Here is an 18,750-nt window from a genome sequence, read left to right as displayed (position 1 = left end):
CAAGCGCCTTGTATCCGAATTAACGTTACTACGTTTATGAGAAGCATCAATACGAACCTGTTGGAAGTTAATGATGGGCTTTGAATTCACCTGTATATCAAAAGTTCAGTCTATATAACAATATATAAAGAACCAAAATAGTTATCGTAGAGGTTCCATAACCGCCAGCTACTCCACCCATCATAATTCCTCCTTCGTTTAACGTACACAGTCATTCTATGCGAAGGTTCTGTAGTGGAGTGGGTGTATGACCATTCTTAAACGGCTGTTTCGAAGGTGATTCGATTTTTGCCGCTCCGTTTTGAAATATACAGTGCTTCATCGGCCAGACGAAGCGTCTCACTTGTATCTTGAGATTCCGGACTCCATACAGCAGCGCCTACATTACAGCCGACAATGATCCTCTCTCCATCAATATGGAAGGGTTCATTGATCTTATTTATAATGCGTTTGGCAACTACTTCTGCCTCTTGCATGGCTTTTTTTGCCGAGGTATGCAAAATAACTACAAATTCATCTCCGCCAATCCGTGTAACAATTTCATTATCTCGTGTACAATCCAGTAAACGGAAGGAAACCTCTTGAAGCAGTCTATCACCAAAGTCATGTCCCAAGTCATCATTCACCCTTTTAAAACCATCAAGATCAAGATAAAGGAAACTAAGCGTGGTGTAATTCTGTTTGGCTCGGCTTACTGCATGAGCGAGAAAGTCATCAAGAGCCAGTCGGTTAGGGAGCCCTGTTAATGCATCATGGCGGGCCATATCTGATATATAAGTTAGTGCCGTCTCTGTTTTGGTCAAATTACTGACTAGATTACGCAGTGATGCCGATAATATCGCAATATCCTTGAACCTGCTTGAGGTTGAAATCTCCACATCCACCCCTGAACTCAGTAGATCTACTGTACCAACAACCTGATTAAGCGAACGAACAATCCATCCCGCCATAAGCCAACCAAGGATACCGAATAGAACTGCTGTCGCCATCCCTGCCAGAATGATTAACTTTTCAAGTTGATCTACGGAAGCAAAGGCAACATCAGCAGGCTGCCGAATAATAACCGTCCAACCTAATCCAGGATAATTTAGATACCCGTCACTATAGGAGTATCCCGTAAGATAAGAACTATTGTTACTATTCGAATCCAATATCCATGAATTCTTCCCAGAACGGGCTTGGTTAAGCGCTTGACTGTCGAAACTTTGACCCATTACATTTGGGGGACCGAGCAGGATCGTGTTATCCTTCTTACTAACGATGAAGACTTCTACACCCTTCAGACGTTCCTGCAGCGGCGCAATAAGGGACTTCTCAACCTGACGTGACCATTCCCAGCTAAAATGCGCTGCCAAAACGCCAATTTTGTTTCCTTGATCATTGTATACAGGAGTACTGTAATCGACGAATTGTAAAGGCTCTTCTGAAGAGCTGGGCATCAGCTTGGCCAGATCTTCAGCATCATGAACGTCACCTACGAACGGCCCCTTGATTCCCTCTTTAAATACAGGTCGCTCTGATACATTTTCGCCTAACCAAACATCATCAGTTGAAGAAATCACATTGCCTTTTGTGTCCAAATAACCTACCCATGAGAAAACTGGCATGCTCTTTTTTAATTCATCTAACACTCCGTCTATCTCTTCTTTATGAACTGGCTCTTGGAAAGCGTTAAGTTTACTTAGAACCTCTATTTCTCCGGATCGCGACCATATGAATTGATCCAGATTTTCAGACATTTGATAGGCAACCTCCCCTAACGAACTGCCGGTTCTCATTTCTAAAGATTTAGTCGATTCATTTCCAATGACATAACTTAGAAGTACAGTCAGTAAAATAATGACAACTGCTAAAGCGCTTGAAAAAAAAGTGCGCAAATTCATATTCATTGGCACGTCGACCTTCCCCTTCTCTGTTTCCTACTGCTATATATATCGGTAAATAAATAACTTTCTTAATAAAGCTAACGAAATGTATCAATATTGTACTGAGTTATTCCTGCGACAGTGCTTACTCGGCTTCTTTGTAGTATAATCTGCTAAGAATTGCATGCTAAAATAAGGAGTGACGTCAATGTCTGAACAATTTGAAATGTACGATGATCCGTTTAAAATGTTAATCCTGCTTGCTACTCTTATTTCCGAAAAGCAGGGCGTCGAATTGAAGTATGAAAATGTTTCTTCTTATGAGAATGATGTGTTCTCTATTCAGCATCAAAAATTCGTATACAAAAAAGATGGCACTGAAATTACCTGGTTTGAATTCCTGGGCAGAGATATCTCCTCATCCCATGATTTGAGCCGCTCAGAGTATAACAAAATGTTCGTTGATTGTATGGCTTCACTTTACAGCCTGTAAGCTAATCAAGTTTACATAGGCTACCTAATAGCAGTCTCTCCTCAGCTATATCCGTATAGCTTGCTGGAAAGACTGCTTTTTGAGTTAACATACCTTTGCGCCAAAAGAACGAGCCAGCAGAACCGCCTGTTCTACATCCAGCTTAACACCCTTCAAATCCAGACTTTTCAAATCGATTCCTTCCAGTTTCGCATCCCGCAGATCGGCACCCTTCAGCTTGCATTGCCCCATTTGTACGTGACTTAAATCGGCTCCTCGAATATCGCTTTTCTCCAAATTGCAGCCAAATAAATCAGCCTCAGTCCATTTAATCCCTCTAAGATCCTGACGGCTAAGATTGGTATGTCTTAGATTCGTGTACGACCAGTCTCCTCCAGTTAAGGTTATGCCGTCCATATAAGCATTTGAGAAATCTGAGCCCACCATTTTGCAATGCTCAAACCTGGAAACAAATAAATTAGCTCCCGTGAATTTGCAATTCGTAAAGGCAGATCCCTTGTGTAAAGAAGCATTCAGCAATGCTCCCGTAAAATCACAATCTATAAATTGGCAGCCTGTTGATGTCATCTCTTCCATAGAGCTCCCCCGAAAAGAGCATTTCTCAAAGGTACAGTTATTCAGTTCACCATCCTGAAGATTGGCCTGATCGAAGTTATGTGTGTGGAAGGTTTGATTGGTATATTGGTACATTTTATCGACCTCTTTATATTTTCTTTTATGTATTTCATCTATTCTATTAAATATACTACTTTAGGAGATTGTCGTGTAAGTTGCATTTCGATATAATAGCAAATAAACAGGCGGTGGTAAACTATGGAGGGCGTCAGCAGAAAAGAACCATTCCGGTATGTGATGAACCAGCCGATTGATTGTTGGCTTGAAGTTCCAGCCAGTAATACGGGACCAGGTGCAGGTAAGCTAACTGAAGGTGTGATGCTTGATTTAAGCCGCTCGGGCTGTAAAATACGCTCTTCTCTGAACCTCCGCTTCACATCAGGGAATACTAAGCTGATTATTCATTTTCAACTAAATGAGATAAAGCTTCAGCTCGAGGGCAGTGTCCGTTGGGGATGGATGTTCGGTCTCGGCCAGTTCCAATATGGTATAAGACTAGATTTAGAAGAAGCCGAAGAAGAATTGCTCTTGCGAGAAATAGAGACTTGGACTCTTTCACAGCATTAAATAATAACCATTTATATCAAAATAGGGTGTTCCAATCCATGAACATGGAAGTGGGACACCCTTACTTGTGTTAAGATTCAACTCTCCGATTAATCAACCGTGTGATAATGTAGATTACAATAAGTGCAATACATACTTCTACTAAAACTGAGCTTAACATGTATATATCTAGGGTGACCCCGATCCCACCTTCCGAGACCGTTCCTTGTTCGGTCATCTGGAACTGTAGAGCATTACTAAATGAGTTGTTTCCTTCACCGATTAGCCAATTCTCCATCAGAGAAAAACCATTCAGAGCCAGAATGAACACTGCTATTCCAATCCACACTCTCCCTTTGAATCGTAAACTGCGGGCAACCGTTATTCCCAACATCAGCATAATTAACATGAAGCTAGCCGTCCAGAGCAATTGAAACAACCCCACAATCAGAGCAAGCCAGGTATAAGTAGGAATGACCTCAGGATCTAGCACCATGTATAACCCAAGGTGGATAGCTGCCAGAGCTGTAACACCAAGTATCAATATCAAATACATCAGTAGAGGTGAAAGAACAGTAAACACAGACTTCAATGGAAGTAGACGACGATGGTAAGCTTTCAAATTGTAATTGAATGTGCGGCAAGCCTGAACCGTTAATATAGTTCCCATAATGAAGTAGGAGAGAATATATAGAATAAACATGGCCTCATTATCCCAATTTGACACTCCTGCAGAAATCCATATCCCCAGCTGAGCAAGGATTAACACTACAAAAGCGATCCAAATTTGATCTCTGTTTCTCCTAAGATCATACTTAACCAGCCTTAACATTCTGCATACACCTCTCTGAACAATTCAATAATACTTTTTCCTTGCTGAAGGCGAATATCTTCCACTTCACGGTGCATAACGATTTCGCCCTCTTTTATAAAGATTACATCATCAAAAATCCGCTCAATATCCGTAACTAGATGGGTGGATATCAGAATGGTGCTGTCCTCTTCATAGAACTCTACAAGCGCATCGAGAATTCTCGTCCGGGCCACCGGATCCACCCCGCCAATGGGCTCATCCAGCAAATATAATCTAGCCCTACGCGATAAAGTCAGTGTCAGCTGCAGACGCTCATTCATCCCCTTGGATAAGGTTTTGACAGCTTCGCTTTCTTTAAGCTTCATGAATTCCAGCATTCGGCGTGCTTTATCGTTATCGAAATCAGCATAGAAATCACGATAAAATTCTATCGCATCAGAGACTTTCATCCACGATTCCGTAAGGGGACAGTCAGGCATGAACGAGACTACAGCTTTACTCTCTAAGCCAACGGGAGTACCCAAAACAGAAACGGAACCGGAAGTAGGCTGAATCAGGCCGGCTATTATTTTCATTATCGTGCTTTTACCGCTGCCGTTACTGCCGAGAAGTCCCGTGATTTTACCAGCACCCAGTTCGAAGGACACGCCGCGCAGCGCTTGCTTGGAATTAAATTTTTTGGTAACCTCATTTACTTGAAGTATATTAAGCACTCTGTAAATCCCCCTATTCCTTACCCGTTGTCCGGATACTCTCTGCTACAACCGCTACAATCTCTTCACCCTCGAAACCAAGCTCTTTCATTCCGCGGATAAAACGATCCAGCACATCACTTGCCATTTCTTTTTTTATCTTCATAATTTTAGATTCCTCACTTGTAACGTATCTTCCCATACCTCGCCGCGTCTCCACAATTTCTTCACGCTCCAGCTCCTGAAAGGTTCGTTGTACCGTATTCGGATTGATCTGCAGTTCACTAGCCAGCTCACGAACCGAAAGAACCTTGTCTCCCGGCTTAAGCTTCCCCGTAACGATCTCCCCTTTGATATAATTCATAATCTGGATGTAAATGGGCAGGTTGTTATCGAATTCGATCGTCATGATCAGGCAACGTCCCTTCTTCTGAACACCGTAAACCCGACAAGAAGGAATAAGAGCATATATAGGGAAAGCATCACTATCGAAAAGGTGAGTGTCATACCCGGCATTGGCGCTCCGCCATTCTCATAGGCCACGAGGCTCATATTCGGAAATAGGAAATATTTATAGAAATCTTTATGGATTACAATATTATCTATGGTGATGGCGAACATCGTAATCCCAATAGTTACCCCTGTCGAGGTTGTCAATATGCCGATCATAAACGCAAGCGTCAAATACATAGTTGCATATACGAAGCTATACATGACGGACTGGAGAATATCATTAATGCCTGCTTCTCCTCCACTAATACCGAACCAGAGAGCACCCGAAGCGTAGGTCGCGGCAATAACAACTAGAGTCAAACTTAAGGCATACAGAAGAACCGCTACATATTTCGAGGCCAGAATTGCTGTTCGGCTACGGGCACGAATCAGTAAGAATTTGATCGTTCCTTGACTGTGTTCCTTAGCCACCACACCGGCAGTACCGATAACCGCAAGAATTGTAAGCGCCTGGCCTAGGCCATTTGGCAGCAGCATCTCCTTTGAGAAATCGAGTGCTGATTTGAACATATCTCCGCTCACCGAATGTATGATATAGCCAATTAACAGCGGCAGCAGGATCACGAGCAAATAGGCTACGAAAAAAGTACGTTTCTTGGATATTTTTAACCATTCGTTCAGCACTAATCGGTTAAAGTTACGCAATGCGGTTGCCTCCTGTCCATTTAAGGAAATCTTCTTCCAAGCTTTGTTTGTTCTCTGTAATCCGGTAGATGCCAATTCCGCCTGCTGCAAGTGCAGATACCAGATTTGGTACGTCATCATCACTTAGGGTTACGGTCAATTCACTGCGATTGTTATCTATGTTGAGGATTGTGACTTCTGCCATACCTTTGAGGATTGCTTCGGCTTTTTCCGTAGAATCCACCCGCATCGTTAAGGTAACCTCTTCGTTTCGATCCATCTCTACCCCAAGCTTAGTGACCGTCACCAGTTTCCCGTTCTGAATCACAACTGCGCGATGACAAATCTGTTCAATCTCGGCTAACATATGACTGGAAATCAGTATGGAGATCCCTTCAACCTCTGCGATCGTACGCATGTAATCCCGCATTTCCCTAATCCCCGCCGGATCCAGACCGTTCGTAGGTTCATCCAGAATTAACAGCTTGGGCCGATGTAACAGCGCTTGAGCAATCCCTAGCCGTTGACGCATTCCTAGCGAATAGGCCTTCACCCTCTTGCCCATAGCTTCCTGCAATCCAACCAAGCTTACAACCTCATCAATTCGTGCCTGATCCACACCTTCAGACATTCGTTGATATTGCAGCAGATTATCAAGCCCCGTCATATACGGATAAAACTCCGGGTTCTCAATAATGGCCCCGATATGGGCAATAGCCGCCTGGAAGTCATTTCGGATACTATGACCCTGAACGATTATATCCCCCTCTGTCATTCGAATCAGCCCTGTCATCATCCTTATCGTTGTCGTCTTGCCTGCACCGTTCGGACCCAGAAGCCCTACAATTTCTCCTTTTCGGATATCAAAAGAAAGCTTCTCGACTATGGAATTTCCTTTGATAATCTTGCTTACACCGTTCATTTGCAGCACTATGGGATATTTTCCGTGTTCCATCCTTTGCTGATTCATGGTAATCCTCCCTGTTCTCATATCTACTTTTATAAGGGTACGCTAATCTCTTTGTTTCATCGTGTCAGTGTTATAGTTAAATAGTACACTAACATTATAGCTCTGTAAAGCCCATTTTATACATCCATTTCTCAACGAGCCTTTTCCGGCCTAATCCGCTATAATATCCCCATACATATTATGAAAAGGAAGGGATATTTCATGGAATCTATAGTCTCCACCCGTTGGCTGTTGGCACGAATGTATGAATCTGAACTCGTAATTGTCGATTGTCGCTTTGTGCTCTCTGATCCAGAAGCCGGACGAATCGCATATACAGCGGACCATATTCCAGGCGCTATCTATTTGCATCTGGAAGAACAGCTCTCCGCTCCTGTTGGAAGTCATGGCGGACGTCACCCGCTGCCCGATGTTACTGAACTTGCACAGGTATTTAGCAAAGTAGGCATGAACAAGGACAGCATCGTTGTAGCCTATGACGATCAAGGTGGCGCCTACGCTTCCCGGCTGTGGTGGTTGATGCGTTATCTCGGACATGAACGTATCTATGTAATGGATGAGGGCTACTCGGCTTGGAAAAATGCTAAGTTTCCGGTGAGTGATCATCAAGCGGTACGGATTCCGAGTCAATTTGTTGCTGACATACAGTATGAAATGGTTGTTGGTGTGGAGGATGTTCAAGAGGTGGTTCGTAATGGTGGGCCGTTGATCATAGACTCGCGTGAACACCGCAGGTATCTTGGATTAGAAGAACCGATTGATGCTAAAGCAGGACACATTCCTGGCGCGGTTAATAAGTTCTGGAAGGACGTACTGGATGAGCAAGGGCGTTGGAAGAAAGCCGATCCGCTGAAGGAGCAGTTTGCGGATATCGAGCAAGATCAGGAAGTGATCGTGTACTGCGGTTCAGGCGTAACGGCCTGCCCGAATGTGCTGGCACTTACGCGAGCGGGGTACAAGAATGTGAAGTTGTATGCCGGGAGCTGGAGTGATTGGATTAGTTATGGGGAGAATCCGGTGGCTGCGGGGGAAGAGTAAGAGCCGCGAAGCCTTTTGTGACGCGGGTTTGGGGGCTGTGACAGGTTATGAGCAAGTGACCTGTTGCAGCCTTTTTTGTGCCTTCTTGCAAACAGCTTGCAAACAAGAACTGGAAGAAAGCAGTTCCAAGAACCCCAGAACCAGCCCACAGTCCAACAGTCGGGACAGGTTGTTGTTGAATGCTCGTCCATCTTGTTGCACGGTTGCCGGTGACAAGCCTTTGGTCGTGTTGTGGTCTTGCAATGTCGGGTGGCTGTCGTATAGGTGCTGTTCCGTCAACATGTGTTGGACGTACTGGCGACGTTGTCGGCGGTGAGTTCGTCTAGTTTTAGTGTCGGGTATTGCTCCATCAGCCAGCGTTGCAGGTAGCGGTAGTGGCTCTTGTGGTCGTTCAGCGTCCGAGGCTTCAAACCTTCGGTTTCCTTGGCGCGAAGGAACACGTTGAAGTAATAATCGAGCGGATGATGCAAGGTAACCGCAGTGGAAGTTAGCCGTTCGCGTGTTGCTGTCGATTGTGTCATATGAATTGCTCCTCTCAAAATGGGTGAAAAAAAGCCGCCAAAGCTATGGCGGCAACGTACTAGTTCATATATAATAATTATAAAATCTGGAAATCCAAACGGACAAGCCATACATAATTTATTCAGTAATCCACGCTGCGCTAAGGGCAGCAATCTTCAACAAACGTCACAAGAGGAGGTGTTGATTCCATGGACTTAGAAGAACAAAGGGTTTGGAGTGAGAATCTTAAGGCTTTAAATGAAATGATGTTAAATCCCCAAGAACATGCCCAAGCCGTTCAATCATTTCTTTCTCTGCATGCTTGGTTACATTCTTCATCCGTTGGGAATTTATCCGAACTAACATTACATGATGCAGTAATAAAAAATTTGGACGAACAAACCTTCAGAAAGTACCCAGTGAACCTTTCGGATACGAAAAACTCGATTGCATGGCATCTTTGGCATAGTGCCCGACTTGAGGATATGACCATGAGTATCCTAGTTGCTGATGATCAACAAGCTCTTTATTCTGGAAATTGGTTCGAAAAAATAAATACTAGATTTACTCACTCTGGTAATGAGATGAGTGAAGAAGAAATTGCCGAGTTAAGTTCAAGTATAAATTTCGAATCATTATTGGCTTACAAAACTGTCGTTGGTAAGCAAACAAGACAAATCATATCGATCTTGAAGCCAGGACAGTTTATAGACAAGGTCGAACAAAGCAGAATCAAACGATTGTTCGATGAAAATGCTGTTACTCAAAAGGCAAGTAGTCTAGCCGATTACTGGAGTAAAAGAAATATAGCTTGGCTAGTACTGATGCCTGCAACAGAACATATCTTTATACACTTAAAAAAATGCATTCATATAAAGGAAAAACTTAATTGACCAATGAAGAAGTCACTCCAAAGAGCAGAAGTGACATTGCTAGTGAGAAACGATAAATCAATGTGAAGACTTGCAAACAACATTCAACAGGCTGCAAACAACAACGTTGCGGCCTGTTCTTGTCCCATCCACACCTTTCGGGTGCTACCTTACTTTCCTTACCTTTCGTTGGCGTTCCTTTTACCTCTCACTAATACCTTGGGTCAGACAGCCCTAGCTTTGAATCCTTTGTTTCGCCAGCCCTGTCGTCCACAGGCTTCTTGCTCCCTAAGTGCTCCCAAGCGTAGACAAGGGGGACGGTTCAACATAGGTACTTGCATGTCCTCCGAGGCATTCCCATTCCTTTGCTCGGAACCCCCATTTTCTTGTTTTAGAACTCTCTGAACATAGGGTCCGTGGGGGGGATAAGCAGCTGGAGTGATTGGATCAGTTATGAGGAGAATCCGGTGGCGACAGGGGAAGAGTAAAATCTGCGAGGGATTTAGATAAGTAGTTTTGTGGACTGAACCGGGGATGAGTAATATCCCGATTCAGTCCTCTTTGGGATTTTTCGCAAACAAGATGCAAATTGGATTTTAAGGTAATTATATTCAATTATGCCGCCATTCCACTAACCTTTACCCTGTGAATTCTATTCCACGCTCATTAGACATTTCATCATGCAAAGATAAAGCTATTTTTGCAATCCTTGAATTATTTACTGGTGTTAGCTTATCTTTTACAACAATTAAAAAATCGATGTCACTTTTTAAGGGATTAAAGCACCCCATTGCTAGTGATCCATGTAAATAAATACCTAACAAATTTCCACTAAGTTCTTTTAACCTACTAATCCAGCAATACCTTTCATTAAATTTAATACTGCTGTCCTTCATCGTAGGATACGAACAGCATTCTACGTTGTATATCCATAAGCTTGCGAATTACCCAATTTGCAATTAAGGCAACTACAAATCCTGCTACGACATAAGAAATATATTGTTGAGATAATGTCCAGTCGATTTGGAACAAGGCAAACACACTATTCTCCAGAATATTCAAATCCATTGTTTGCAGAAAAATCTGATGGAGCACAGGCAGTGTAATCAGGCCGAGTGCAGTCGCTACCACAGTTATTGTAATTGAAAAGAAAACAATGCTGGATACGAACCGGGCCATTATAAGCATGATGTTACGTGCAAACTTCCCGGCATGAAAACCTAACTTCATTCGTTGCAGGAAGCCCGCTCCCTCCACCTGCATATTTGATCGGTGTTCTTCACTTGGTCCAGGAATATCCAGCAACGATCTTACTAGCTCTTGCTCAAATTGTACGATGTAATCGATTCCCTTAGCTACTGCAAAAAATAAGGGGATACCGATGAAAACAGGTGTTAACCCAATGGACAACGCCAGCCCTGTCACCATAAATACGAAATATACTATGGTTAGCGGCAAAGATATTATAAAATACATAATGCTCCGGAATACCTTGGGATTTGTTCCACCTTTGCGAGGTTTAGATTGTGATTGTGCTGGAATCTGCACCGATTCTTGCGCTCCAATCGGCATAGTATACACTTTATTGTTCATATTGTCCTTCCTCTCACGTTTTTCACTTAATCATCATTATACGTGGTAAAAAGAAGGTTCAAAACAGTCTTCGGACTGGAGCCATACCAGACCAAAGGCTAGGATTTGTTACTTGGGGCAGCTACACCTCAACTGATTTCCTTTCTCCAGATGCATGATCTGCTATTCTTCGCTATCTGCAAGCTCTATGAACTTTGCCTTCATCTGCGAGAAGCACGAATAGAATATAAACGTAGGCTAAAAACGTTCTGTTTTCTCAACTTTCACTTCGGCCTGTTAAGTCATTGTCAGAGCTGCTTCCCTTCTGCTTCCTCCAAAAAAACCTTATGCTGACGGATAATACACCTCTAACATGCTGTACAGTTCCTATCAATGCAGATGCTTCACGTTGTAAATCTACAATACAGAAATTCAGGTATTTTGTTCCAGAAAAAAGCCACCCTAAGGTGGCCTATAAGCGAACTTTTGTGGGGCTCAATCAATCCAATGGCTCTTGTAAATTCCTTTGTTTATTTAAAAAGTCACGCTATCATATTTTATTGCCTAACGATCTTTATCTATATCATACAATTGGGTCATCCCTTGATATGTAACTTCAACACGCAAATCTTCCTGTTTCAAAAAGGTCACTTTCCCTGATGGATCCACCTGTCCAATCTCGGGATTCAGCACCTTGTATGAGGCTTCGGAGGAGACAGAATAATCCATTCCATTGTCCATGGTTGCTACCGGATTGATGCGGAGATAAGATTCTCCCATCCCTGAAATTGACAAATAGTCGCTTACTTCCAGCTTTACCGCTTGACCGGGTGCTTTCCCGGCGAACATGATCAGCGGACTATGTACTCGTCTGGACCAGGAAATCTCGTTATGCTCACCAATAGGATCCATCTGAAAAAATAAATCCTGCCCATATTTAAATCCCTTCGACAAAAGTAAATCTACCAGTGGATCGATTACCATTTCTTCCTTAGCTCCCATGTCCAGCCAAATCTTCACATCCGGCTTTCCGGTTTCTTGCGCCCAATCTTCATACGCTTGTCCGTTAGCTACCCATGTGGAGGCGGACAGCGCACCGATCATCGAGAAAGTCTCGGGATGGTGATAGCCCATCCAGAACGCCTGCACTCCGCCAAATGACGATCCCATGATCATCCGGTGGTCCCTGTCTGGGATCGTTTTGTATGTTGAATCCGCAAAGGGAATGACGGTTTCAATAAAATAGCGGGTAAATTCCTCCGCCCCGGTCCCATCCGTAGAAATAGAATCATTAGGGAAAGGGACATACTCATTCCCCCGGTCTGAGCCTTCGCCTGCATCGACTGCAATTACAATGACCTTCTCCATCTTGCCGTCTTTAACAAGCTGGTCTACCTTCTTGTCAACCAGCCACTCTTTATTAAAAGAACTGGTGCCGGTATTAAACACACTCCGCCCGTCGTTCATATACACTACAGGATAACGGTCTTCGCCGGTTTCATAACCAGGCGGCAGGTAAACAAAGATTCTCCGTTCCCCGAGCTTCTCTATGCTCACTGTACCTTTGGTTTCATCTGGAGCAGCATTTCCCTCCAGGGTTGGCGAAGGCTGAACAGCGGTTAGCTCCTGTTCTTTCATACAACCTGTGAGCGCTATCATTAATAATGCTATAAGTCCCCAGCAACTGCACTTGTAAATCCAATTCTTGATCATCTAATCTCCTCCTTTAAATAGTTTAAACGCTTTCATCAATAACAGAGTCTTCAAATCCACAGTATCCGCGCCTTGTCCCTTATTCAAGAGGTTATTGCTATACCTCCCGCAACGCTTCCGCATCGATGAACCTGATATTCCTTTGCCCTGATTGTTCGATCCCACCCCTCTCCTGGAATTCTGCCAGTTTCCTTGCTGATGGTTTCAGGCGTTGCGCCCAGATAAGAGGTAATATCTTTTTTGGGGTATGGTCCGGGCTGTACATTTGCGCCAACCTTTACGACCAGTTCCGCGTACTTGTCCAGCAATTGTTCAAAAATCTTTCATAGCTCCTCTTCCTCTACATCCTGGGATGACTTCTCTCAAACCAATTTCATATCTCTTATTTTAGCGCAAACGATTTCATCTGCCTATTGTTTATCTACTTGCAGCAATTTGATGGTCTTTAAGAACAGGTATGCCTGTTTTTGTCATCCGATATTACGTTCAGCTTGATCAAGCTTGCAGTCTTTGCCGGGTCCGCACCGGATTTACACCCATAAAAAAGCCAAACTCAAGGGCCTTGTACAAGAAATCACGTCCATCCATAGGGCGGGACGTCCAATTCTCATTGGTACGTCAAGCGTCGAGGAGTCTGCAATGCTGGCAGAGGCGCTAGCGGCTGCCGGCGTACCTTGTCATTTTCTGAATGCGAAAAACGACGCGGAATTTTCGAATCATTATTGGCTTACAAAACTGTCGTTGGTAAGCAAACAAGACAAATCATATCGATGTTGAAGCCAGGACAGTTTGTAGACAAGGTTGAACAAAGCAGAATCAAACGATTGTTCGATGAAAATGCTGTTACTCAAAAGGCAAGTAGTCTAGCCGATTACTGGAGTAAAAGAAATATAGCTTGGCTAGTAATGATGCCTGCAACAGAACATATCTTTATACACTTGAAAAAATGCATTCATATAAAGGAAAAACTTAATTGACCAATGAAGAAGTCACTCCAAAGAGCAGAAGTGACTCTGCTAGTGAGAAGCGTAGCCAAGGGTAGCGGTTCAACATGGGCGCTGGGATATCTTCCAAGGAATTCCCATCGTGCTGCTCCGAACCCCTACCTTTTGGAGTTGGAACCCACTGAATATAGAGGTTCGTGGGGGGATAAGAAGCTGGAGTGACTGGATTTCTTTTCCGGAAAATCCTATCGCCACTGGAGAAGAGTAAAGACAAAGAGCCCGCGTCGGACGCTGGCTCTTTGTGCTGGAGCTATACCGATGTAGGGTTCGTACAGAGTGTCTGGAGATACTCGAAGTCAATAGGGAGCCATCAGGTTACGCGCCAAAGATGCCCGGAGGCGTGTACCTGTCGTTTTAAGAGCTTAACACCATTTTTCGGTGGTTGGTTCATGATGACAACAGTGGTTCTTGCTAGTTTGTTCAATTGCTCGGTATATACTGTACTCATTTTCTGCAATGTTCGGCTAACGCACGTATTTCCGAGCTCATTCTTGGATTAATAGGATAAATTTCTTCCAAGTAATTTAGAAGATGAATAGCAGATTCTGGGATTTTATCATACCCTTGAAGCATGCCACTTAGAACACTTGAAAATTCAGGGAATCTTTTTTCAACTCTTCTTTCATTTCCAAATGCATCAGGAAAGTAATCTACCTCAGGTTCTAATATATGCATCACAGACAGTAACCCGTCTATCGGATAACTCTCTATAAACCTTAAAGCAGATAATTTTTCACCTCTGGCGTATCTGCCAAGCCCTACATAAATGTTGGTCAGTGCTTCACCGATGACATAGTCGATCGAAGATGATTTTAAGGAAGGGATGACTGCTTTCCCTGTAAGAATGTCTTCATTCGTATACGATGGTTGCTTCCAAACCATTCTGCCGCCTGTATAAAGAGCACTTTCTAATTCTGACTCTTCAAATATCGCAAACTCTCCATAAATCCCATCTTCGAATAAAATCTTATGTCCAAGATCGCTATTCTTAAAATGGTACGCTAAAGGATATGTTTCCTCCAGCCAATCCAGATGGTCGATATATCTCTGTTTGTTGCCCGGAGTTACAATAACAAAGAAATCGAGATCCGAATATTCGTCTATGCGATCGGTTTCTATTCCCACAGAACCAAGGCCAAATAAAGCTAATACATCACCTCTTTTCTCAAGCACCTTTCCTATTTCATCCAGTCTTTGCAACAATAATGTTTTTTTCATCAACATGCTCCTCTCTGTTATAACGCAAGAAGGGCTCAACCACGCTGGTAAGCGAGGTTGAGCCCTATGGCTACATTGCCTTTAATATACAACGGATATTAGCATATCCGACTAATTGTCGTCAAGATAAAGCTACTACGAAAGTCTCATTTGTTACTGATCAATAAATTTTTCTACGATCTGAGGATTATGTTCTAATACCGTACCTCAATAACCTATTGCATAATTATTTTCATCGAAGCTATTTTTATCAAATCCCTCTCATATGCGCCCTTGCTGTTCAAAGCACTCGATGATGGGGTGCGAGACGAGGAAGCAGTCAAGCGTCAGGACACCGAGTCTACGGAAAAAAAAGACACCGAAATAGCTCGGGAACCTGAGGCGCAAACGGTGTGATCTCAGAAAAGTTATGAAGAGAATCCGGTGGCTACTGCGGAATGAAGAAAATCCGAAGAGCGAATAACAATATGTATTGGGTAAGTACCGAGCATGGTGGATAACCGTGCTCAGTACTTTTTATAAATAGTTGAAGTTAACCAGGACTTTATAAAGGATTATGAAGTTATTGTGTACTCTTTTCTCCAGCGAAGCTTATACAACTCAGGAATCACGACTCCCAACAACACCAGGACAACCCCAACCCACTGCAGTCCGCTCACCTGCTCATGAAGCACGAATGAGGATAGCAATACGGCAACCGGCAGCTCGGCAGCACCGAGGATTCCCGCCATGCCACCTCCAATATGAGGGACGCCAATTGCAAATAGCACAGGTGGAATAAACGCGCCAAACAAACCAAGCAAGAATCCAAACAGCAGCAGCTGTCCCCACAGCAAACCGTTAAACAGGAAGTATGGTGGAAATAAAATGAACAGCAGCAGCATGCCTCCGGTAATCATCCAAGCGCTCCGGTACACGGGATGCACGGCAGGAACAGCTTTGCCACTGAAAATAATGAACATGGAATAACTTACTGCCGACAGAAGGCCCAAAGTAAGACCCAGGACATTGAAATGAGCTGCGCCATGACCCATAATTCCTGCTGCAAGCACTGTCCCCCCGAACAGCAGCAGCAAAGTCAGCAGCGTAACCTTATCGGGTCGCTGGCGTTTACTGACAGCTTGAATCATCACGCTGATCCAAGTGAACTGAAACAGCAGAATGATCGCGAGTGAAGCCGGAATGTAACGCAGAGATTGATAATACATCAGACCCGTTACCACCGTAGGCGTTCCGGCCAACATAAGCAGTATTCTGTTCCTCCAGGTTAGTCGATCCCTACTCACAGTCGAATGATCACACGTTGTACTTTGCGTGCGCTGTTCACGCTTTTCTCTAACCTTAGTATATAGTGCCAGCAACCAGGCTAGTATGCATCCCGTCAGCAGTTGCGTGCCAACCACTTCTCCCAACTGATAACCCTCAGCATAAGCCAGTACAACAATTGTTGATAATATCCCATAGCTCATAGCCCCCGCTAGGACGGATATCAAATACTTCATATCTTTCATAATTTTAATACCTCCAAAACATTCTGAATAGTTCGCATGACGCAAATAAACCTAACTCCGGGATAAGGGAAATGGATCAATTTCCTTATCATCGTAGTTAGGAAGAGTAGGCTTCCTGTAGAAACCTCCGCCCTTAAGGCATCTGCTGAATGCGGAGTTATACGAGAACGGTATTTATTTAAATACATTAATGACGACTTTTCAAATGCTACACGGAAAGTAATTTGATGTCAACTTTAATTTCTTAAAATTAAAGTTAATTTAACCTATGCGACGTATAGCGCCAGACTTGACCAAAGAGGACTTCAACTCTTCACTCCATTCTCCGTGTCGATAAATATAAAATAATCTATACAAGGAAAAGTATGGAGGATTACAACTATTATAGACACGATATTTTCTGCCACTGTCTGTTACTATCGTTGGTTTAGTGGAAGTTTGTCTGGTCAACGCAGCTATTTAACCCGCATGTTCATCTTAGAACTGCAAAAGTAACTGTACAGCAAGCTCCCTCATTAAGTCTCATTCATTGCTGCGCTCTTAATCGTAATGTTTACATATATGTAGGAGTCCGCTATAATAATAAAACATTGCGTAATACGTAATGAATACGATTATCACTTTCTCATAAGTGTTATAGGAGGATCTTCTTGTGTTATTCATCTCAAAAATCAAGCTAGTGCCGTTGCTGCTCTTGCTGGCACTTACCGCATGCTCTTCTCAGGAAAGCAAAGCACCAAACTCTACAACAGTCGCAGAACCGAGTAACAAAAGTATTACTCTGCTGTTCAATGTCCAGAGTAATACCATAGATCCGCATACCGATCTGAGCTATACAGCCTTACGTGCAGGAATCGCTGAAACTCTTATCTCTATTGATAACGCTCTTACGCTTCAGCCTGCCTTAGCCGAATCTTGGGACAGTGAAGATGGACAGAATTGGACCTTCCACATTAGAGAGGGTGTTACATTCCACAACGGTGAGACATTGGATGCTGCCGCAGTAAAGGCTTCACTCGAAAGAGCGCAAGAGTTGAACCCTTCTGTGAAAAACTCTCTTCATATTAAAGAGCTAAAGGCAGAAGGCCAAATTCTGACTCTTATAACGGATACTATATTTCCGCAGCTCCCATCCGATCTGGTACATCCGAATACGGCTATTCTTGCCAGCGAGTCGACAGAGGATTCACCCATTGGCACAGGCCCGTTCATCCTAACTTCCTTTAGACCGGGAAGTGAACTTAATGTAGAACGCAACAACAGCTATTGGGGTGGCGAAGTCAAGCTGGCAAAGGCCAAGATGGCCTTCAATGAAGATGCGAGCGCACGCCTGCTAGCTATTCAAGCCAAGAGTGCTGATATTGTATATCGTCCACCGATTGAAAGCTTTGACCAGCTGCGCTCAGATTCTTCTCTGACTCTGGAATCATTGACTGGACTGCGGACACACCAGTTAATTTATAACACTAACAACACAGATTTGAAGAACGAAGAGGTCCGCCGTGCTTTTGATGCTCTTATTGATCGTGAATCCATCGTTGAGAGCATTATGTCAGGCCAAGCCACAGCTGCCCAAGGACCTTTTTTAAGTGAGGCTCCATTCTCTCCGGAGTATTTGACTAAGAGCTTTGACTTGGAAAAAGCACGCCAGTCCTTTACCGAAGCGGGATACGAGGTAGAGAATGGATTGGTTACGTCAAATGGGAAACCTTTATCCTTCCGGCTGCTGACTTATCAGTCCAGGGCAGAGCTTCCGCTCATTTCCCAAATGATTCAAGCGAGTGCCAAGGAACTGGGAATTACAATAGATATTCGCCAAGTAGATAATGCCGATGAATATTTGGCAGCGAACGATGATTGGGATTTAGCGACGTATAGCAGTATTACTGCTCCCCGCGGAGATGCGAGTTATTTCTTAAATGCTGCTTATACAACCGAAGGAGCGCTAAACTACGGTCGTGTGAAGCAGCCTGAGCTAGAGAGCTTAATTGGCAAACTGAATGCGACAGTTCCTGAAGCTGAACGAAATGAGCTTGCTAAAGAAGCTGTTGCTTATATTGATCAGCATATGCTGAACTCTTATATCATTCATCCTAACAACTTTGTCGTATACAATAATCAAGTGAAAAACTGGGTAACCAGCAAGAGTGAATATTACATGCTCACTAAAGATTTGGACATCGAATAAT

The 18,750-nt window shown here is 43.5% G+C and carries 18 protein-coding genes, 1 pseudogene and 1 riboswitch; of the genes and pseudogenes, 6 read left to right on the top strand and 13 right to left on the bottom strand.

Translation table 11 applies throughout. The annotated features are described in order from the left end of the window. Positions 1-257: 257 nt before the first annotated feature. The gene (locus tag J2T20_RS19535; protein ID WP_307591011.1) at positions 258-1,889 is read right to left on the bottom strand and encodes a sensor domain-containing diguanylate cyclase; all 1,632 of its coding nucleotides are present in this window, start codon (positions 1,887-1,889) and stop codon (positions 258-260) included. Positions 1,890-2,073: 184 nt separating this feature from the next. On the opposite strand from J2T20_RS19535, the gene J2T20_RS19530 reads away from it, so the two are divergent. Beyond that, the gene (locus J2T20_RS19530; protein WP_307591010.1) at positions 2,074-2,358 is read left to right on the top strand and encodes a hypothetical protein; all 285 of its coding nucleotides are present in this window, start codon (positions 2,074-2,076) and stop codon (positions 2,356-2,358) included. A gap of 84 nt (positions 2,359-2,442) precedes the next feature. On the opposite strand, the gene J2T20_RS19525 is transcribed toward J2T20_RS19530, so the two are convergent. After that, complete coding sequence (locus tag J2T20_RS19525) at positions 2,443-3,048, bottom strand: pentapeptide repeat-containing protein (RefSeq protein ID WP_307591009.1); 606 nt, start codon at positions 3,046-3,048, stop codon at positions 2,443-2,445. Positions 3,049-3,171: 123 nt separating this feature from the next. Here J2T20_RS19525 and J2T20_RS19520 point away from each other — a divergent pair, with 123 nt between their 5' ends. After that, positions 3,172-3,540, top strand: coding sequence for a PilZ domain-containing protein (locus J2T20_RS19520; RefSeq protein WP_307591008.1), 369 nt, complete (start codon positions 3,172-3,174; stop codon positions 3,538-3,540). A 70-nt stretch (positions 3,541-3,610) separates the two neighbouring features. Here J2T20_RS19520 and J2T20_RS19515 read toward each other — a convergent pair whose 3' ends face one another. From J2T20_RS19515 to J2T20_RS19495, 5 genes are read right to left on the bottom strand one after another with little or no spacing between them, the layout of a single operon-like run. Further along, the gene (locus J2T20_RS19515) at positions 3,611-4,351 is read right to left on the bottom strand and encodes a hypothetical protein (protein WP_307591007.1); all 741 of its coding nucleotides are present in this window, start codon (positions 4,349-4,351) and stop codon (positions 3,611-3,613) included. Next, a complete protein-coding gene (locus J2T20_RS19510; protein WP_307591006.1) occupies positions 4,345-5,046 on the bottom strand; it encodes an ABC transporter ATP-binding protein in 702 nt (233 codons plus the stop codon). Before J2T20_RS19510 ends, J2T20_RS19515 begins: the two co-directional genes overlap by 7 nt. A 13-nt stretch (positions 5,047-5,059) precedes the next feature. Continuing rightward, positions 5,060-5,434 carry a GntR family transcriptional regulator gene (locus tag J2T20_RS19505; RefSeq protein ID WP_307591005.1) on the bottom strand — a complete coding sequence of 125 codons (375 nt, stop codon included), beginning with the start codon at positions 5,432-5,434 and terminating at the stop codon, positions 5,060-5,062. 2 nt (positions 5,435-5,436) lie between these two features. Next, positions 5,437-6,183, bottom strand: coding sequence for an ABC transporter permease (locus tag J2T20_RS19500; RefSeq protein WP_307591004.1), 747 nt, complete (start codon positions 6,181-6,183; stop codon positions 5,437-5,439). After that, positions 6,176-7,132: an ABC transporter ATP-binding protein gene (locus tag J2T20_RS19495; RefSeq protein ID WP_307591003.1), complete on the bottom strand. Its 957-nt coding sequence runs from the start codon at positions 7,130-7,132 to the stop codon at positions 6,176-6,178. Before J2T20_RS19495 ends, J2T20_RS19500 begins: the two co-directional genes overlap by 8 nt. Positions 7,133-7,333: 201 nt before the next feature. Between J2T20_RS19495 and J2T20_RS19490 the strand changes: the two genes are divergently transcribed. Continuing rightward, positions 7,334-8,170: a sulfurtransferase gene (locus J2T20_RS19490; RefSeq protein WP_307591002.1), complete on the top strand. Its 837-nt coding sequence runs from the start codon at positions 7,334-7,336 to the stop codon at positions 8,168-8,170. Between the two features lie 275 nt (positions 8,171-8,445). Here J2T20_RS19490 and J2T20_RS19485 read toward each other — a convergent pair whose 3' ends face one another. Further along, positions 8,446-8,691 (bottom strand): hypothetical protein, encoded by a 246-nt coding sequence (locus J2T20_RS19485; RefSeq protein WP_307591001.1) that lies wholly within the window; start codon positions 8,689-8,691, stop codon positions 8,446-8,448. A gap of 189 nt (positions 8,692-8,880) precedes the next feature. On the opposite strand from J2T20_RS19485, the gene J2T20_RS19480 reads away from it, so the two are divergent. Then, positions 8,881-9,564 (top strand): DinB family protein, encoded by a 684-nt coding sequence (locus tag J2T20_RS19480; RefSeq protein ID WP_307591000.1) that lies wholly within the window; start codon positions 8,881-8,883, stop codon positions 9,562-9,564. A 617-nt stretch (positions 9,565-10,181) separates the two neighbouring features. Here the strand turns inward: J2T20_RS19480 and J2T20_RS19475 are convergent. The 3 genes from J2T20_RS19475 to J2T20_RS19465 all read right to left on the bottom strand — a co-directional run bounded on the left by J2T20_RS19475 (position 10,182) and on the right by J2T20_RS19465 (position 12,828). Then, positions 10,182-10,439: a nucleotidyltransferase domain-containing protein gene (locus tag J2T20_RS19475; protein ID WP_373457833.1), complete on the bottom strand. Its 258-nt coding sequence runs from the start codon at positions 10,437-10,439 to the stop codon at positions 10,182-10,184. Further along, positions 10,420-11,136, bottom strand: a complete 717-nt coding sequence (locus J2T20_RS19470; protein WP_307590999.1) for a sensor domain-containing protein — start codon at positions 11,134-11,136, stop codon at positions 10,420-10,422. The genes J2T20_RS19475 and J2T20_RS19470 overlap by 20 nt, the downstream gene beginning before the upstream one ends. 543 nt (positions 11,137-11,679) lie before the next feature. Continuing rightward, the gene (locus J2T20_RS19465) at positions 11,680-12,828 is read right to left on the bottom strand and encodes an alpha/beta hydrolase (protein ID WP_307590998.1); all 1,149 of its coding nucleotides are present in this window, start codon (positions 12,826-12,828) and stop codon (positions 11,680-11,682) included. A 519-nt stretch (positions 12,829-13,347) separates the two neighbouring features. Here J2T20_RS19465 and J2T20_RS19460 point away from each other — a divergent pair. Continuing rightward, positions 13,348-13,536, top strand: a pseudogene (locus J2T20_RS19460) (preprotein translocase subunit SecA); the annotation flags it as partial. 740 nt (positions 13,537-14,276) lie between these two features. Here J2T20_RS19460 and J2T20_RS19455 read toward each other — a convergent pair. After that, the gene (locus tag J2T20_RS19455; protein ID WP_307590997.1) at positions 14,277-15,050 is read right to left on the bottom strand and encodes a hypothetical protein; all 774 of its coding nucleotides are present in this window, start codon (positions 15,048-15,050) and stop codon (positions 14,277-14,279) included. 554 nt (positions 15,051-15,604) lie between these two features. Beyond that, on the bottom strand, positions 15,605-16,552 hold the full coding sequence (locus J2T20_RS19450; protein ID WP_307591014.1) for an EamA family transporter: 948 nt from the start codon (positions 16,550-16,552) through the stop codon (positions 15,605-15,607). An 83-nt stretch (positions 16,553-16,635) separates the two neighbouring features. Next, positions 16,636-16,746, bottom strand: a riboswitch (purine riboswitch). 467 nt (positions 16,747-17,213) lie between these two features. Here J2T20_RS19450 and nikA point away from each other — a divergent pair. Further along, positions 17,214-18,749, top strand: coding sequence for a nickel ABC transporter substrate-binding protein (gene nikA, locus J2T20_RS19445; RefSeq protein ID WP_307590996.1), 1,536 nt, complete (start codon positions 17,214-17,216; stop codon positions 18,747-18,749). Position 18,750 lies beyond the last annotated feature (1 nt).

The organism is Paenibacillus wynnii (assembly GCF_030812855.1).
Lineage (GTDB): Bacteria > Bacillota > Bacilli > Paenibacillales > Paenibacillaceae > Paenibacillus_AQ > Paenibacillus_AQ wynnii_A.
The sequence above is the reverse complement of the archived record's forward strand: the minus strand, read 5'-3'. Positions and strand labels throughout refer to the sequence as shown.

Coding starts and splice junctions, on each gene's coding strand:
- J2T20_RS19535 (WP_307591011.1), bottom strand. CDS start 1,889: ATGAATATGAATTTGCGCACTTTTTTTTCAAGCGCTTTAGCAGTTGTC.
- J2T20_RS19530 (WP_307591010.1), top strand. CDS start 2,074: ATGTCTGAACAATTTGAAATGTACGATGATCCGTTTAAAATGTTAATC.
- J2T20_RS19525 (WP_307591009.1), bottom strand. CDS start 3,048: ATGTACCAATATACCAATCAAACCTTCCACACACATAACTTCGATCAG.
- J2T20_RS19520 (WP_307591008.1), top strand. CDS start 3,172: ATGGAGGGCGTCAGCAGAAAAGAACCATTCCGGTATGTGATGAACCAG.
- J2T20_RS19515 (WP_307591007.1), bottom strand. CDS start 4,351: ATGTTAAGGCTGGTTAAGTATGATCTTAGGAGAAACAGAGATCAAATT.
- J2T20_RS19505 (WP_307591005.1), bottom strand. CDS start 5,434: ATGACGATCGAATTCGATAACAACCTGCCCATTTACATCCAGATTATG.
- J2T20_RS19495 (WP_307591003.1), bottom strand. CDS start 7,132: ATGAATCAGCAAAGGATGGAACACGGAAAATATCCCATAGTGCTGCAA.
- J2T20_RS19490 (WP_307591002.1), top strand. CDS start 7,334: ATGGAATCTATAGTCTCCACCCGTTGGCTGTTGGCACGAATGTATGAA.
- J2T20_RS19485 (WP_307591001.1), bottom strand. CDS start 8,691: ATGACACAATCGACAGCAACACGCGAACGGCTAACTTCCACTGCGGTT.
- J2T20_RS19480 (WP_307591000.1), top strand. CDS start 8,881: ATGGACTTAGAAGAACAAAGGGTTTGGAGTGAGAATCTTAAGGCTTTA.
- J2T20_RS19475 (WP_373457833.1), bottom strand. CDS start 10,439: ATGAAGGACAGCAGTATTAAATTTAATGAAAGGTATTGCTGGATTAGT.
- J2T20_RS19470 (WP_307590999.1), bottom strand. CDS start 11,136: ATGAACAATAAAGTGTATACTATGCCGATTGGAGCGCAAGAATCGGTG.
- J2T20_RS19465 (WP_307590998.1), bottom strand. CDS start 12,828: ATGATCAAGAATTGGATTTACAAGTGCAGTTGCTGGGGACTTATAGCA.
- J2T20_RS19455 (WP_307590997.1), bottom strand. CDS start 15,050: ATGAAAAAAACATTATTGTTGCAAAGACTGGATGAAATAGGAAAGGTG.
- J2T20_RS19450 (WP_307591014.1), bottom strand. CDS start 16,552: ATGAAGTATTTGATATCCGTCCTAGCGGGGGCTATGAGCTATGGGATA.